This window comes from Saccharothrix sp. AJ9571 (assembly GCF_021725495.1).
In the GTDB taxonomy this organism is placed as follows: domain Bacteria; phylum Actinomycetota; class Actinomycetes; order Mycobacteriales; family Pseudonocardiaceae; genus Amycolatopsis; species Amycolatopsis magusensis.
Map to the genome: position 1 here is coordinate 7,895,463 of NZ_CP091382.1, position 13,931 is coordinate 7,909,393.

Sequence of the window (13,931 nt, forward strand, 5' to 3'; positions counted from 1 at the left end):
TCGCGGCCTTCGACCCGGCAGTCCCTCGTTCGGCCGTACGAGTCCACCCAACCGGTCGACCGTCCGGTCAGCGCGCGGGTTCACCGGACGGGCACGTCCGCACGATCTCGTCGAACAGCACCGGGTCCTCCAGCGACCGGCGCGCAGGCCGCCTTGTCGATGAGCACGCGATATCAGCGCGACGGCCGGTCACGGCCGGGCGCGCTCATCGTCCAGGGCCTCGCCATCAGCGCCGCGCTCCTTCGTCCTGGATGCTCCACCGGATGCCGTGTACGGCGAGGGCGTCGAGGAAGGTGGAGGGGTCGACGGCCTGCGCCGGGGCGAGCACGCCCGGTGCGGCGCCGTCCGTGGTCAGCCGCTGGGCCATCTCGACCGCGACCACCGCCGTGCTGCCGTAGGGATCGTTGCCCCACACAGCCCCGGTGGCTTCGCGCCCGTCGTGGCCGGTGGCGTGAGCGGCCATCATCCACCGGCTCGCTCGCCGAGCGTCGTCGCCGGGGCCTTCGGGCAGGCTTTCCACCATCGCGGGCGTGACGGTGGTGAAGGCCGCCGCGACCTCGGCCGTGACCGCGCCTTCGATGCGCTGGGCGGACACGTGCCGCGGCACGGTGACGGTGCCAGGGACGGCGAACTTCACCACGGACCGGCCGGTGGGCGAATCGGGCACGGGCACCGTGGAGCGGGTCAGCGGAAGGTCGGTGCGCCACTCCCCGTCGTGGTAGCTGAGGGCCTGCTCGGTCAGCACGCCCTTGTTCTCCAGAGCCATGGTGGCGGTGCCACGGGAGACCTCCGACAAGCCGCGCAGGTCGGCGATCGTGAGCAGGCCGGCCGGTGCCGCCCGCTCCCCCACCAGGTGGGCGATCAGGTCGCCCGGCAGCCCGTCGTCGGTCACCGCGGGCACGACAGTGACTCCCGCCCGCACCGCGTCCTCGTGGTGGACGTCGAAAACCCGCTTGACGAACAGTTGCTCACCGCTGGTGTCGACGTAGTGGCAGCCGGCCTGGATCGCGGCGCGCACCACCGGCTCGCCGTGCCGGATGAACGGCGACACCGCGCTGATCACCACGTCGCACCCGCGGAACGCGGCGACCAGCGCCGCCGGGTCGGTCACCTCGGCCGCGACCCAGCGCGCGCCAGGCCACCGCTCGGCCACCGCACGCAGGCGCTCGGCGTCCCGGCCTGCCGCTACGCCGGTGATGCCCCGGCGAGCCAGTTCGGCGACCACCAGCTTGCCGGTGAAGCCACTCGCGCCGTAGACAGCGATCTTCATGTCAAAGTCCCTTTTCCGAAGTGGTTGTGCCGCCAGTCCACCGGCCCCGTCCCGCTGCCGCGACACCCTGCGGTGAGTGGTCACGCGCTGCCTGGCACTGGCAGGGACAGTCACGAGGCGGGCGGGACGGGCAGACTGGCAGGCATGCGGGACAGCACGACCCTGGGCGATTTCCTGCGCACCCGGCGCGGCGGGCTCACGCCGGAGGCAGCGGGCATCACTTCCTACGGCACACGCCGGGTGACCGGCTTGCGCCGCGAAGAACTGGCGCAGCTCGCCGGGGTCAGCGCCACCTACTACACCCGGCTGGAGCAGGGGCACAGCCATCAGGCGTCCCCGGTCGTCCTGGACGCCCTCGCGGGCGCGCTGCGCCTCACCGACGACGAACGGGCGTACCTGCATCGCCTCGCCCAGCCACAACCGGCGAAACCACGCCGCGCACCCAAACCGGCCCAGGCCCGCTCAGGTACCCGGCAACTCCTCGACAACCTGGGCGACGTGGCCGCCGTCGTGCTCGGCATCGGCACCGAGGTGCTCGCCTGGAACGCACTCGGCCACCGGCTGCTCGCCGCGCACCTCGACCCCGCGGCACCCGATCACCCGGCTGAGCGGCCCAACCTGATCAGGATGCTGTTCCTCGATCCCCACCACCGCGACCTCCACCCCGACTGGCCGACCGCGGCGACGTGCGCCGTGGCCGCGCTGCGGGTGAGCACCGCCGCCCATCCCGGCGACCGCAGGCTGACCGAGCTGATCGGGGACCTCAGCATCAACAGCCCCGAATTCGCCACCCTCTGGGCCGAACACCCAGTCGCCCGCCACGCCTACGGGACCCGCCACCTGCGTCACCCCGAGGTCGGGGAACTCGCCCTCGAACTGGAAACCCTGACCCTCGGCGACGGCACCGACCACTCGATCCTGCTCTACAGCGCGCGAACCGGCAGCGCCGCCCACACCGCACTCCAACTGCTTTCGACCACGCGATCCTGGTAGCGCCCAGGCTGACCGGCAACCTTCGCGGTCCTGTTTCACCGGCGTTCGGCGGTCCAGCGTTTGCGCAGCCAGAGGCTGACGTAGACCAGGGCGACGAGCATGGGCACCTCGATCAGCGGACCCACCACCCCGGCCAGCGCCTGTCCGGACGTCACGCCGAAGACGCCGATGGCGACGGCGATGGCGAGTTCGAAGTTGTTGCCCGCGGCGGTGAAGGCGAGGGTGGTGGTGCGTTCGTAGGTGAGCCCGGCGGCCTTGCCGAGTGCGTAGGAACCGGCCCACATGACGGCGAAGTAGACCAGCAGCGGCAGTGCGATGCGCACGACGTCGAGGGGCTGGGAGGTGATGGTTTCGCCCTGCAACGCGAAGAGCACGACGATGGTGAAAAGCAGGCCGTACAACGCGATCGGGCCGATGCGGGGCAGGAATTTGCCTTCGTACCAGGTGCGGCCCTTGGTCTTCTCGCCGAAGCGGCGGGTCAGGTAACCGGCCAGCAGCGGGATGCCGAGGAAGACCACGACGTTGAGCACGATCTCCCAGAACGAGAACTGCACGGCTTCGCTGTGCAGCCCGAGCCAGCCGGGGAGCAGGTCGAGGTAGAACCAGCCCAGCACGCCGAACATGAGCACCTGGAACACCGAGTTCAGCGCGACCAGCACGGCGGCGGCTTCGCGGTCGCCGCAGGCCAGGTCGTTCCAGATGATCACCATGGCGATGCAGCGCGCGAGGCCGACGATGATCAGTCCGGTGCGGTACTCGGGCAGGTCGGGCAGCAGCAGCCAGGCCAGGGCGAACATCAGCGCCGGGCCGATGAGCCAGTTCAGCACCAGCGAAAGGACGAGGGTGCGCCGGTCGCGGGTGACGGTGCCGAGGCGGTCGTAGCGCACCTTGGCCAGGACCGGGTACATCATCAGCAGCAGCCCGAGGGCGATCGGCACGGAGACGCCGCCGATCTTCACCGCCTCCAGTACCCCTTGCAGGCCGGGCACGACGGTGCCGAGCAGGAGCCCGGCGCCCATGGCGGCGATGATCCACACCGGCAGGAAGCGGTCCAGGAAGGACAGTTTTCGCAGCACGTCCGGTTCGGCGGTCTGGGTCACGGACAGGCCCTCTTGCTCTCGACGTTGGCTTCGGCGGTGTCGGCGAGTGCGGTGAACGTCGCACCCAAGGTGCGCAGGACCGCGGGTCGCAGCGTGTAGTAGGTGTAGCGGCCACACGGTTCGGTGGTGACCAGACCGGCCTCCCGCAGCAGCTTGAGGTGGTTGGACACGTTGGTCTGGCTCGCGCCGGTCTCCTCCACCAGGTGCGTGGTGCACAGCGTCTCGCGGGCGAGCAGGCCGATGATCCGGGCGCGCAGCGGGTCGGCCACCAGGCGCAGCAACTCCACCGGCAACACGTCAGCGGGTACTGACATCATGCGGCGATGATATCAGGCTAGACTGATCCCACCGTGGTGCCCCGAGGAAGAGGAACGACCTTGCCTGAAGTCCTGTTCGTCTGCGTGCACAACGCCGGCCGGTCCCAGATGGCCGCCGCGCTGTTGCAGCACTATTCCCTGGGCCGGATCCGGGTGCGCTCGGCCGGGTCCGAACCGGCGGATGAAGTCAATCCGGCCGCGGCCCAGGCACTGGCCGAATGGGGCCTGGACATCACCGCCGAGCTCCCCTCCAAGCTGTCCACCGCCGATGTCGAAGCTTCGGACGTGGTGATCACCATGGGCTGCGGCGACACCTGCCCGGTCTTCCCCGGCAAGCGCTACCTCGACTGGCAGCTCGACGACCCCGCCGGTCAGGGGATCGAGGCCGTCCGCCCCATCCGCGACGACATCGACCGCCGGGTCCGCGCCCTGATCGCCGAGCTGCTCGATCCGGCCGCTTAACGGACTCCGACCGTCGTGGGTGCGTCGTGCACGTGGGCGGCCAGCGCGGCGGCGACGTGCTCGGCGTCGCGGTGGGCGCCGCGCAGGGTGTTGGAGGAGAAGGAGCGCTGGAATTCCAGGCCCACGTAGCCCAGGCCGGGGTGGGTCATGGAGAGGCCACCGGTGTGCAGGGGCATGCCGTCCTGCAGGGTGTCCAGGGGTTCGAGGTAGCCGAGGTCGGGGCGGTAGCCGGTGGCGAACAGCACGGTGTCGACGTGCTCTCGTTCGCCGTCGGGCCAGATGACCCGGTCGCCGTCGAAGTCGGTGAACATGTCGCGGCGGTGCAGGCGGCCGGAGTCGATGGCGGCGCGGTAGTCGCCGGTGTCCATCACCAGCGGGCCGCCGAGGTAGTGGATCAGCCACTGGGGTGGGAGCCGGTCGAATCCGGATTCGACCAGCCAGTGGTGGACGTCGCGGCCGTCGCGGTGTTGCGGGAGGAAGTTGACCGGTGTCCGGGTGGCCAGGGTGACGTCGGCGTGTTCGGCGAGTTCGTAGGCGACCTGCACGCCGGAGTTGCCGCCGCCGACCACGACGACGCGTTCTCCGTGGTACGGCTTGGGGTTGCGGTAGTCGGCCACGTGCAGCACCCGCCCGGTGAAACCGTCTTGGCCGGGTAGTCCGGGCCGGTGCGGGTTGCCGAACGAGCCGGTCGCGGCGATCACCCCGGTCGCCGTGATGCTCTCGCCGGTGGCGGTGCGCACGACGAACCCAGCCGGACTGTTTTCGACCGCGGTCACGGTGACGCCGGTGCGGATGTCCGCGTCGAGAGTGGTGGCGTAGTGGCGCAGATAGGCGACGACCTCGTCGCGGTGCGGGTGGTTCTCCGGCTCGCCGGGGAAGTCCTGGCCGGGCATGCCGCTGTACCGCGCGGGTGAGAACACGGTCAGGCTGTCGTAGTAATCGGCCCACGAGCCGGTCGGTTCAGCACCGGCTTCGAGCACGATCGGCCGGATCCCGTGGTGGTTGAGCGCGCGGGCGGCGGACAGGCCGGACTGGCCGCCCCCGATGATGACCACGTCGTTCATGAAGTCCTCCCAGAAGAAGTTGGTGGTGTGCCGGCGAGGCTGACCACCGCGGCGACCGCGGTGATCCCGCCCAGCACGAGGAAAAGTTCGGAGTAGCCGCCGAGTGCACCGGCGAGGGCGGCCCCGGCCCACGGCGCGAACGCCATGGTGACCGTCAGCGGGGCGGAGAGCAGGCCGGTGAGCCTGCCGTAGTGCGCCGCGCCCCAGCGGTCGGTGATCGCGGTGGCCTGCACCAGGGTGAAGACCCCGCGGGCCATGCCCGCCACGATCGCCGCGCCGATCAACGCCACGACCGAGGTGACCAACCCGAGCACGGCCGTGGTCGCCGCCGACAGGAGCAGGACCAGCAGGGTCCGGGTGCGCACGCCGGTCCACTTCACCAACGTGGAGAACCCGAGCCGCCCCAGCACCTGCCCGGCACCCCCGAGCCCGAGCGCGATCGCCGCGGTGCCGCTGCTCACCCCCTGTTCGGTCAGCAGCGGCACCAGGTTCACCACTGCGGCGAACGCCCCGAACGCGGTCAGCGCCAACGCGGCGGTGAGCACCAGGAACGCCCGGCTGCGCGCGATCCGGGCTGGATCGGCCGAGCCGGATCCCGCATCCCTGCCCTCGGCGGCAGGCCAAGGTCCCCGCAACCCGAACAGGTGCCCCGGGATGGTGATCACCGCCAGGATTCCCGCGAGCACCAGGTACGTCTGCCGCCAGTCCACTTGCGACACCAGCGCGGCGGTCAAGGGCGCGAACACGGTACTGGCCAAGCCGGCGGCCAGGGTGAGCACGGTCAGCGCCTTGACCCGCCGCGGCCCGTACCAGCGGGTCAGCGCGGCGAACGCCGGTGGGTAGAGCGTGGCGCCCATCGCGACCCCGGCCACCACCCACGCGGCGAGGAACCAGCCCAGGCCCGGCGCGAGCGCGATCAGCACGACCGCGGGCACCCCCAGCACCGAGCCCGCGGTCATCACCCACCGCGGGCCGTGCCGATCCAGCCACCGCCCGACCGGGATGCCGACCAGCGCGGCGGTGAGCTGCCCCGCCGAGAACCCCGCCGTGATCCACGGCAGCGACCAGCCGGTCGAGCGCGCGATCTCCGGTCCCAGCACCGGGAACGCGTAATAGAGCACGCCCCAGCTGGTGATCTCGGTCAGGCACAGCGTGGCCAGCACGCGGCGCAGCCCGCGGCGGCTGAGCGCGGGCCGCACCGTCGTGCTCGTGCTCACGCCCTCGGCGCGGGAGCCGCCAGGGTCAACGTCTCCGGCTCGGCAGGCGCGCCGCAGCAACCGCTGCCGGCAGGGTCGGCGTCGAACACGCCGGATCCACCGCAGACGCCGGTTTCCGGCAGCACCAGCTCGACGCGCTCGGCCGCGGCCTGGTCTCCGGCGAGGGCGGCGGCGATGCTGCGCACCTGCTCGTAGCCGGTCATCGCCAGGAACGTCGGGGCCCGGCCGTAGCTCTTCATCCCGGCCAGGAACACGCCCGGCTCCGGGTGCGCCAGCTCCTTGACCCCGTGCGGATACACCGTGCCGCACGAATGCACGTTCGGATCCACCAGTGGCGCCAGGCGCACCGGCGCCTGCAGGGTCGCGTCCAGTTCCAGCCGCAGCTCCGACAGCCACGACAGATCCGGCCGGAAACCGGTCAGCACCAAGACTTCGTCGATCTGCTCCACCCGGTTTCCCTGATCCGACACCAAAGTCAGGCGCCCGTCGCCGGCGCGTTCCACGACTTCGGTGCGGAAACCGGTCACCGCGCGGACGTGCCCGTCCTGGGCGGCTCGCTTGGCGCGCAGCCCCAGTGCTCCCCGTGCGGGAAGCTGGTCGGCCTCGCCACCGCCGAAGACGTTGCCCGCCGCCCCGCGGCGCACGATCCAGCTGATCCGCGTGGCGGCCTCGTCCTGCGCCAGTTCGGTCAAGGCGACCAGCGCGGTCAGCGCCGAGTGCCCGCTCCCGGCGATCGCCACGTGCTTGCCCGCATACCGCGCCCGCACCGCCGGATCCGCCAGATTCGGGGGCTGGTAGGCGATCCGGTCGGCCGCCGCGTGCTCGCCGAGTGCGGGCAGCCCGTCACCGCCCAGCGGGTTCGGGCCGGTCCAGGTACCTGAAGCGTCGATCAGCGCCCGCGCGGTGACCCGCCGCTCGGTGCCGTCGGCCTCGCGGACGTGCACGGTCAGCGGCTCGCTGTCCCGCCCGGCGTCGACCACCCGATCCCGGCCACGGCGGGCCACGCCGATCACCTCGGTGCCGAACCGGACCCGCTCCCCCAGCGCCGCCGCCAGCGGCCGCAGGTACAGCCGCGCCCACTCCTCACCCGTCGGATAGCCCTCGGGACGCGACCAGCCCGCCGGCTCCAGCAGCCGCCTGGCAGCCGGGGCCACCAGCTCCGACCACTGCGAAAACAAGCGCACGTGGTGCCACTGCGCCACCGCCGCTCCCGCCTGCTCCCCACGCTCGAACACCAGCGGCTCAAGGCCACGTTCGAGCAGCTCAGCCGCTGCCGCCAGCCCCACGGGCCCAGCTCCGACCACTACTACCGGCCACTCAGTCAACTCGATCACTCCTAGCATCGACGGCTATCGATTCAACGTTGCCGAGGACTGTATCGACGGTGGTCGATTGACGCAACCATCGATTTCCGTCGATACTGAGGGAATGACGCTCGCCCCGGTTGAACTGCCGATCACCGAAGCCACCACCTACGCGGAGTGGTTCGCCTGCCTGGCCGAGCCCACGCGCGTGCGGCTGCTGCACACGGTGGCCACCGCGCCCAGCGGTGTGACCGTGGGCGAGCTGACCGAGGCCCTGGGCATCAGCCAATCCACCTGCTCCCACCACATCCGCAAACTCGCCGACGTCGGCTTCGTGCGACTCCGGCGTGAACGCACCGCCACCATCGTCACCATCAACGCCGCCTGCTGCACCGGCTTCCCCCAAGCCGCCGACGCGGTCATGGGCCTGCTCGCACCCCGCCCCTGCTGCCCCAGCGACCTACCCACCGACATCACCGTGCGCGCCATGATCGACGAGGACTGGAACGACGTCCTGCGCATCTACAGCGAAGGCATCGACACCGGCATCGCCACCTTCGACACCACCGTGCCCACCCGCGACACCCTCAACGCCTACTGGCACCCCGCACACCGCTGGGTCGCACTACTCGACGGCCACGTCGTCGGCTGGACCGCCGCCGCACCCATATCCACCCACGACCACTACACCGGAGTCGCCGAAACCTCCGTCTACGTCGACACCCGACACCGCGGCCGCGGCATCGGCAAAACCCTCCTCCACAAACAAGTCACCACCGCCGACCACAACGGCCTCTGGACCCTCCAAACCACCATCCTCACCGAAAACCGCCCCGCCATCGCCCTGCACCACTCCGCCGGCTACCGCACCGTCGGCGTCCGCGAACGCATCGCCGAACGCCACGGAACCTGGCACGACACCATCCTCCTCGAACGCCGCACCGAAAAGTCGGGCGGCGACAGCGGATAGCGGCGAACTTCAAGCGGTGAGGGCCTCCCGTGCGCTGAGGGCGAGGTTTTCATCGTGGGGCCGGTCCAGTTTCCTGGCGAGTGCGATGGTGCGATCGAGGAGTGCGAGCGCCTCGTCGTGGCGGCCCGCGACGCGGCAGGTTTCGGCGTAGGTGTGCAGGCAGTCGATTTCCAGTTGCACCTCGGTCAGTGGTTCCAGCAATTCCAACGCCCGCCGGTGGTGTTCGAGGGCCTGCTCGGCCGACCCGGTGACGCGCAGCGCGACGCCGAGGTAGTTGTGGCACCACGCCTGATTGTGCGGCAGGTTGTGCCGCTCGGCCACGTGCAGCGCGTCGTGCAGGGTGCGCAGTGATTCCGCCGGGTCGTCCGGTGCGAGTGCGACGCCGAGGGTGACCAGTCCGGTGATCCGCGCGGGCCCGTCGGCCATGGCCACGGACGCGCGGGCGAGGTCGATGGCGTCGCCGGGCCTGCCGAGGTGGAGGGTCACCCAGCCGTCGAAGGCCAGGGCCTGGGCCTGCCCGGCCCGTTGCCCGAGCTTTTCGAACAACTCGCGCGCCCGGCGGAACTGCGCCTGTGCCGCGTCGAGGTCGCCGAGATCGCGCCGCGCGAAGCCGGTGCGCAGCGCCAGGCCGGCGGCGAGCTGCTCGTCCGGTTCGGCGCGCTCGGCCTGGTCGTAGGCGGACAGCGCGTCGGCGAGGCGTCCGGCGGCGGCGTGGGCGAAGCCCAGGTCCGAGAGCAGTGCGGCCCGGTCCTGGTGGCGCCCGAGCCGTCCCGCGGCGGCAGCGGCGGCTTCGAGCAACCGGGCCTGGTCGTCGCTGCCGCGGTGCCGGAAGAACCAGACCCGCATGGCCCGCGGCAGTTCGGCCACCACCTCGTCCACACCGAGCCGCACGGCGGCGTCGAAGGCGGCGACCAGGTTCGTGTACTCGAAGTCGAACCAGGCCATCGCCCGTGCCGGATCCCCCGGCGACGGTCGCGGGCGATGCGGCGACGGCAACGTCGCGTCGTGCGCGACAGCCTGGGCGAGGTAGTGGTTCAGCACCCGGCGCAACGCGACGTCGGCCTGAGCCCCGTCCTCGTCCGCGGCGAGGTCCGCCGCGTAGCGCCGGATCAGGTCGTGCATCCGGTACCGGCCAGGGGAAAGCTCCTGGACCAGGTGGGCGTCGAGCAGTTCCTCCAGGACCGCGTCCACCTCCGCCGGGCGTGAACCGGCGAGCACACCGGCGACCGCGGCGTCGAAGTCCTCACCCGGCAGCACACCCAGCAGCCGGAACACCCGGCGCTGGGTCCCGTCCAGTTGCCGCAAGGACATGCCGAACACCGAGTCGAAGCGCCCGGCGTTGTCGCGCAGGCGTTCGGCGAGCACCGCGACCGTCCACCCCGGACGGTGGCGGAGCCGGGCGCCCGCCATCCGCAGCGCCAGCGGAAGCCCGCCGCACTGCTCCAGCACCTGGCCGAGGGCCTCCTCCTCGGCGAGGGTGAGCCCGGCCGCCCTGCCGAACAGGTGCGCCGCGTCGCCGTCGCCCAGCGGTTCCAGCGACACCGGCGGCACTCCGTCCAGGCTGACCAGCCGATGGCGGCTGGTGATCAGGACCGCGGATTTCCCCGCACCGGGCAGCAGCGGTCGCACCTGCTCGGCGTCGACAGCGTTGTCGAGCACCACGAGCACCCGCCGCCGGGACAGCTCCGAACGCCAGAGCGCCGCGCGCTCGGCGGTGTCGGCAGGCGGCTGCGCGACATCGAGCGCGGCCAGCAGCCTGCCCAGCGCGGTCCCCGGTGCCAGCGGTTCCTGGCCCGGGGTGAAGCCGTGCAGGTCGAGGTAGAGCCCGGCGTCCGGGTACGCCGGGGCGAGCCGGTGGCCCACGTGCACCGCGAGACTCGTCTTGCCCACCCCGCCCATGCCGTCGACCGCGACCGCGCCCGCGGTGCGCAGCAGTTCCTCGACCAGCGCGGACTCCGCTTCCCGGCCGGTGAAGTCGAACAGGTCGGCGGGCAGGTCGTTGCGGCGGGGCGGGGGCGCCGCGCCGGCCTTGGCCGCCTCCGCCCACAGCGGGCGCAACGGCCGCGGGTCGCGCGCCACCACCCGGCACAACGCCACGACGGCTTCCCACGGCGGCACGAGCCTGCCGGTCAGGTACCGCGACAGCGACGAACTGCTCAACCCCGACTCGGTGGCGAGGGCACGCAGGCTGAGACCGCTCAGTTCCTTGATCCTGGCGAGCTGGGCGACCAGTCGCTCCTGGGGGCTGGACACGGGGAACACCGTAACCGTCCCGCCCCGCCGAACCGGATCAACGCCACGTTCGCGCTGTTCAGAGCGTTCCTGCTGTCCCACGGTGTCCCACGGAGGGCGCGGGCCGGGGTGCGCCGGTGGTCAGCTCGTTCTTGTCAGCGAGACGAACCGACCAAGGAGAAACCGATGCCCACCGAGCGCATGCCGAACCCGGCGATGCTGGTCCCCGACGCGATGGAAGCCCTGATGGCGGTCAACCGGGCCATCGCGGGCGCCGGGGTGGACGGCGGGCTGCTGGCGCTGAGCCACCTCCGGGCCAGCCAGCTCAACGGCTGCGGCCCGTGCGTGGTGGGCGGCGTCCAGCAGGCACGCCGGCACGGGGTGACCGACGAACAGGTGCACGCCGTCGCCGCGTGGCGCGAAACGCCGTGGTTCAGCGACGAGCAGCGCGCCGCGCTGGCACTGACGGAAGCCGTGACGCGGCTCGCCGACCGGCCGGACCCGGTTCCGGACCAGGTCTGGGACGTGGCCGCCAAGCACTTCGACCAGAAGGAACTGGCCGCGCTGCTGCTCAACATCGCCATCACCAACGCGTTCAACCGGCTCAACGCCCCGACCCGCCAGCAGGCCGGCCAGTGGTGATCCGGAACCGGCCCCCGAAAGCCACGAAGACCCCGAAAGGAACGAGCATGACCACCAGCGAGAAGTACGACCGGTTCACCACCGAAGAGCGCGACGCGATGAAGGACCGCGCCAAGGAACTCAAGACCCGCGCCCGCCGCGGCGCCAAGGCCGACACCGAACCGGAGGTGCTCGCGAAGATCGCGGGCCTCGCCGAGTCCGACCGCGTCATCGCCGAGCGGCTGCACGAGGTGATCAAGGCCAACGCGCCGGGCCTCGCGCCGAAGCTCTGGTACGGGATGCCCGCCTACGCCCACGACGGCAAGGTGGTCTGCCACTTTCAGCCCGCGTCGAAGTTCAAGACGCGCTACGCCATGCTCGGCTTCAGCGACCAGGCGAACCTCGACGACGGCGACCTGTGGGCCACCTGGTTCGCGCTGGCCGAGCTGACCCCGGCGGTCGAGGCCCGGCTCGGCGAGCTACTGAAGCGGGCGATGAGCTGACCGGGGAGTGAACCTGGCCGCGCTCCCGGCGAGCAGGGACACCATCGTCGTGACGTGTGAGGGCGGGCGGTCGCGGTGCACGGTGTGGATCTCGCGCACCGGCCGCCTGCCGGTCAGGTCGCGCACCACCAGCCCGTCCTGACCGGCTCCGGCCAGCAGCGTGTCCGGCACGAACGACACGCCGAGCCCCGCGCGCACGAGCGCGAGGATCACCGCGTAGTCCCGGGTTTCGTAGGCCACGCGTGGCGCCACCCCCGTTTCGGCCACCAGGCTTTCGAAGCACACCCGGCTCGGTGCGGCGTCGTCGCCGGAGATCCAGTCGTCCTCGGCGAAGTCCTCGAACCGCGGCCGCCGGGCGTTCGCCAGCGCGTGGTCGGCGGGCAACACCAGGCGCAGGCGGTCGGCCAGCAGCGGCCGCCGCGCCAGGCCGCGGGACGGTGGCAGCCGGACGCCTGGATAGCGGTGGGTGATCAGCAGGTCGAGGTCGCCGGAGAGCACCAGGTCGTAGCCGTCCGGCGGTTCGAGATCGGTCAGGCGCAGGCGGGTCCGCGGGTGCGCCTGGCGGAAGGCCCGGAGCGCGGGCGGGAGCAGCACCTGCCCCGCGGTGGCGAACGCGCCGATGCCCAGGTCGGTGGCAGGCAGTTCGCGCAGCTCCGCGATGGCCAGTTCGGCGGCTCGCAGTTCACCGGTGATCGCCTCGCCGTGCGCGAGAAGCAGCCGCCCCGCTTCGGTCAGCGCCGCGCCGGTCGGCCGCCGGTCCAGCAGCGCGCAGCCGACCTCGCGCTCCAGCCTGGCGAGCTGCTGCGACAACGCGGACGGGGTGAACCCCATGCGGCGCGCGGCGGTGGCGATGGACCCGGCGTGCGCGACCTCGACCAGCACCCGCAGCCGTTCAGCGGTGATCACCCCCTAAGTATCGCTAACGTCCGGCAAGCGATCAGCGCTGGTCGCTAACGGCTTCCTGGCGGCATGGTGGAGTCATGACAGCCACGCTCACCACCGAGGTCACCGCAGCCGCCGAGCGCATCCGCCCGCACGTCCGGCGGACGCCGCTGCTGCACGCGGAGGTCGACGGCAGGCCGCTCGCGCTCAAGCTCGAACACCTCCAGCGCACCGGCTCCTTCAAACTGCGCGGTGCGCTCAACGCGCTGCTCGCCGGGGACCGGCCGGCCGAGGTGGTGACCGCGTCGGGCGGCAACCACGGGATCGGGGTGGCGACCGCCGCCGCGATCCTCGGCCTGCGCGCCACCGTTTTCGTGCCGGGATCGGTGCCGGATGGCAAGGCACGGCGCATCGAACGAGCCGGCGCGCGCTTGGTCCGGGCGGGCTCGACCTACTTCGAAGCGGCGGCCGCGGCGCGGGAAGCCGCCGGGCCGGGCATCCGGTACGTCGAGGCGTACAACGACCCCGTGGTGATCGCGGGGCAGGGCACGGTCGCGGCCGAGATCGTGGAGGACGCACCGGAGGTGGACTCGATCGCGGTCGCCGTCGGGGGCGGTGGCCTCGCGGCGGGTGTCGCTCTGGGTGGTGCGGGCCGGTTGACCGTCGCGGTCGAACCGGAGCGGTGCGCCTGCCTGCACCACGCGCTTGCCGCGGGCGAACCGGTGGACACCGAAGTGGTCTCCGTCGCCGCGTCGGCGCTCGGCGCGACGCGCACCGGCACGGTCCCATTCGGGATCCTGTCGAGTTACCCGGTGCGCTCGCTGCTGGTCGCCGAAGACGACATCCTGGCCGCACGCGACCGGCTGTGGGAGGAGTTCCGGCTGGCCGTCGAACCGGCGGCCGCGGTGCCGTTCGCCGCGTGGCTGTCCGGCCGGGTCCCCGGGGAGCGTCCGTGCGTGATCCTGTGCGGCGCCAACGCGGACTGGACCCCGTAGC

14 protein-coding genes are annotated in these 13,931 nt (G+C 71.9%); 6 read left to right on the plus strand and 8 right to left on the minus strand.

What is annotated here, in order from left to right; all coding sequences use genetic code 11:
- Window positions 1-226 precede the first annotated feature (226 nt).
- Window positions 227-1,270: a saccharopine dehydrogenase family protein gene (locus tag L3Q67_RS35535; RefSeq protein ID WP_499185789.1), complete on the minus strand. Its 1,044-nt coding sequence runs from the start codon at window positions 1,268-1,270 to the stop codon at window positions 227-229.
- Between the two features lie 144 nt (window positions 1,271-1,414).
- Here L3Q67_RS35535 and L3Q67_RS35540 point away from each other — a divergent pair, with 144 nt between their 5' ends.
- Complete coding sequence (locus tag L3Q67_RS35540) at window positions 1,415-2,263, plus strand: helix-turn-helix domain-containing protein (protein ID WP_499185790.1); 849 nt, start codon at window positions 1,415-1,417, stop codon at window positions 2,261-2,263.
- Between the two features lie 35 nt (window positions 2,264-2,298).
- On the opposite strand, the gene arsB is transcribed toward L3Q67_RS35540, so the two are convergent.
- Both arsB and L3Q67_RS35550 read right to left on the minus strand, forming a co-directional pair.
- Window positions 2,299-3,369 carry an ACR3 family arsenite efflux transporter gene (gene arsB / locus L3Q67_RS35545; protein ID WP_499191719.1) on the minus strand — a complete coding sequence of 357 codons (1,071 nt, stop codon included), beginning with the start codon at window positions 3,367-3,369 and terminating at the stop codon, window positions 2,299-2,301.
- The gene (locus L3Q67_RS35550; RefSeq protein WP_499185791.1) at window positions 3,360-3,680 is read right to left on the minus strand and encodes an ArsR/SmtB family transcription factor; all 321 of its coding nucleotides are present in this window, start codon (window positions 3,678-3,680) and stop codon (window positions 3,360-3,362) included. Before L3Q67_RS35550 ends, arsB begins: the two co-directional genes overlap by 10 nt.
- Window positions 3,681-3,788: 108 nt before the next feature.
- Between L3Q67_RS35550 and L3Q67_RS35555 the strand changes: the two genes are divergently transcribed.
- On the plus strand, window positions 3,789-4,142 hold the full coding sequence (locus L3Q67_RS35555) for a low molecular weight phosphatase family protein (RefSeq protein WP_499191720.1): 354 nt from the start codon (window positions 3,789-3,791) through the stop codon (window positions 4,140-4,142).
- Here the strand turns inward: L3Q67_RS35555 and L3Q67_RS35560 are convergent.
- Genes L3Q67_RS35560 through L3Q67_RS35570 form a run of 3 tightly spaced genes read right to left on the minus strand, consistent with a single transcriptional unit; the run spans window position 4,139 to window position 7,748 of the window.
- Window positions 4,139-5,206 carry a flavin-containing monooxygenase gene (locus tag L3Q67_RS35560; protein ID WP_499185792.1) on the minus strand — a complete coding sequence of 356 codons (1,068 nt, stop codon included), beginning with the start codon at window positions 5,204-5,206 and terminating at the stop codon, window positions 4,139-4,141. The two genes, L3Q67_RS35555 and L3Q67_RS35560, sit on opposite strands and share 4 nt — an antisense overlap.
- The gene (locus L3Q67_RS35565) at window positions 5,203-6,423 is read right to left on the minus strand and encodes an MFS transporter (RefSeq protein ID WP_499185793.1); all 1,221 of its coding nucleotides are present in this window, start codon (window positions 6,421-6,423) and stop codon (window positions 5,203-5,205) included. The genes L3Q67_RS35560 and L3Q67_RS35565 overlap by 4 nt, the downstream gene beginning before the upstream one ends.
- Window positions 6,420-7,748 carry an NAD(P)/FAD-dependent oxidoreductase gene (locus L3Q67_RS35570; protein ID WP_499185794.1) on the minus strand — a complete coding sequence of 443 codons (1,329 nt, stop codon included), beginning with the start codon at window positions 7,746-7,748 and terminating at the stop codon, window positions 6,420-6,422. The genes L3Q67_RS35565 and L3Q67_RS35570 overlap by 4 nt, the downstream gene beginning before the upstream one ends.
- Window positions 7,749-7,851: 103 nt before the next feature.
- On the opposite strand from L3Q67_RS35570, the gene L3Q67_RS35575 reads away from it, so the two are divergent.
- Window positions 7,852-8,697, plus strand: a complete 846-nt coding sequence (locus tag L3Q67_RS35575) for a helix-turn-helix domain-containing GNAT family N-acetyltransferase (protein WP_499185795.1) — start codon at window positions 7,852-7,854, stop codon at window positions 8,695-8,697.
- Window positions 8,698-8,706: 9 nt separating this feature from the next.
- On the opposite strand, the gene L3Q67_RS35580 is transcribed toward L3Q67_RS35575, so the two are convergent.
- Entirely contained in the window at window positions 8,707-10,950 is a 2,244-nt protein-coding gene (locus tag L3Q67_RS35580) for an ATP-binding protein (protein WP_499185796.1), read from the minus strand.
- A 165-nt stretch (window positions 10,951-11,115) separates the two neighbouring features.
- Between L3Q67_RS35580 and L3Q67_RS35585 the strand changes: the two genes are divergently transcribed.
- Together L3Q67_RS35585 and L3Q67_RS35590 are read left to right on the plus strand one after the other, a co-directional pair.
- Window positions 11,116-11,571 carry a carboxymuconolactone decarboxylase family protein gene (locus L3Q67_RS35585; RefSeq protein ID WP_499185797.1) on the plus strand — a complete coding sequence of 152 codons (456 nt, stop codon included), beginning with the start codon at window positions 11,116-11,118 and terminating at the stop codon, window positions 11,569-11,571.
- 47 nt (window positions 11,572-11,618) lie between these two features.
- Complete coding sequence (locus L3Q67_RS35590) at window positions 11,619-12,053, plus strand: iron chaperone (RefSeq protein WP_499185798.1); 435 nt, start codon at window positions 11,619-11,621, stop codon at window positions 12,051-12,053.
- Here the strand turns inward: L3Q67_RS35590 and L3Q67_RS35595 are convergent.
- Entirely contained in the window at window positions 12,030-12,959 is a 930-nt protein-coding gene (locus L3Q67_RS35595; protein WP_499185799.1) for a LysR family transcriptional regulator, read from the minus strand. The genes L3Q67_RS35590 and L3Q67_RS35595 overlap by 24 nt on opposite strands.
- 74 nt (window positions 12,960-13,033) lie before the next feature.
- On the opposite strand from L3Q67_RS35595, the gene L3Q67_RS35600 reads away from it, so the two are divergent.
- Complete coding sequence (locus L3Q67_RS35600; RefSeq protein WP_499185800.1) at window positions 13,034-13,930, plus strand: PALP domain-containing protein; 897 nt, start codon at window positions 13,034-13,036, stop codon at window positions 13,928-13,930.
- Window position 13,931 lies beyond the last annotated feature (1 nt).

Bases quoted from the DNA above. Each gene is read 5' to 3' on its own strand.
- L3Q67_RS35575 (WP_499185795.1), top strand. From the start codon at position 7,852: ATGACGCTCGCCCCGGTTGAACTGCCGATCACCGAAGCCACCACCTAC.
- L3Q67_RS35560 (WP_499185792.1), bottom strand. From the start codon at position 5,206: ATGAACGACGTGGTCATCATCGGGGGCGGCCAGTCCGGCCTGTCCGCC.
- L3Q67_RS35535 (WP_499185789.1), bottom strand. From the start codon at position 1,270: ATGAAGATCGCTGTCTACGGCGCGAGTGGCTTCACCGGCAAGCTGGTG.
- L3Q67_RS35550 (WP_499185791.1), bottom strand. From the start codon at position 3,680: ATGATGTCAGTACCCGCTGACGTGTTGCCGGTGGAGTTGCTGCGCCTG.
- L3Q67_RS35555 (WP_499191720.1), top strand. From the start codon at position 3,789: ATGGCCGCCGCGCTGTTGCAGCACTATTCCCTGGGCCGGATCCGGGTG.
- L3Q67_RS35600 (WP_499185800.1), top strand. From the start codon at position 13,034: ATGACAGCCACGCTCACCACCGAGGTCACCGCAGCCGCCGAGCGCATC.
- L3Q67_RS35590 (WP_499185798.1), top strand. From the start codon at position 11,619: ATGACCACCAGCGAGAAGTACGACCGGTTCACCACCGAAGAGCGCGAC.
- L3Q67_RS35540 (WP_499185790.1), top strand. From the start codon at position 1,415: ATGCGGGACAGCACGACCCTGGGCGATTTCCTGCGCACCCGGCGCGGC.
- L3Q67_RS35585 (WP_499185797.1), top strand. From the start codon at position 11,116: ATGCCCACCGAGCGCATGCCGAACCCGGCGATGCTGGTCCCCGACGCG.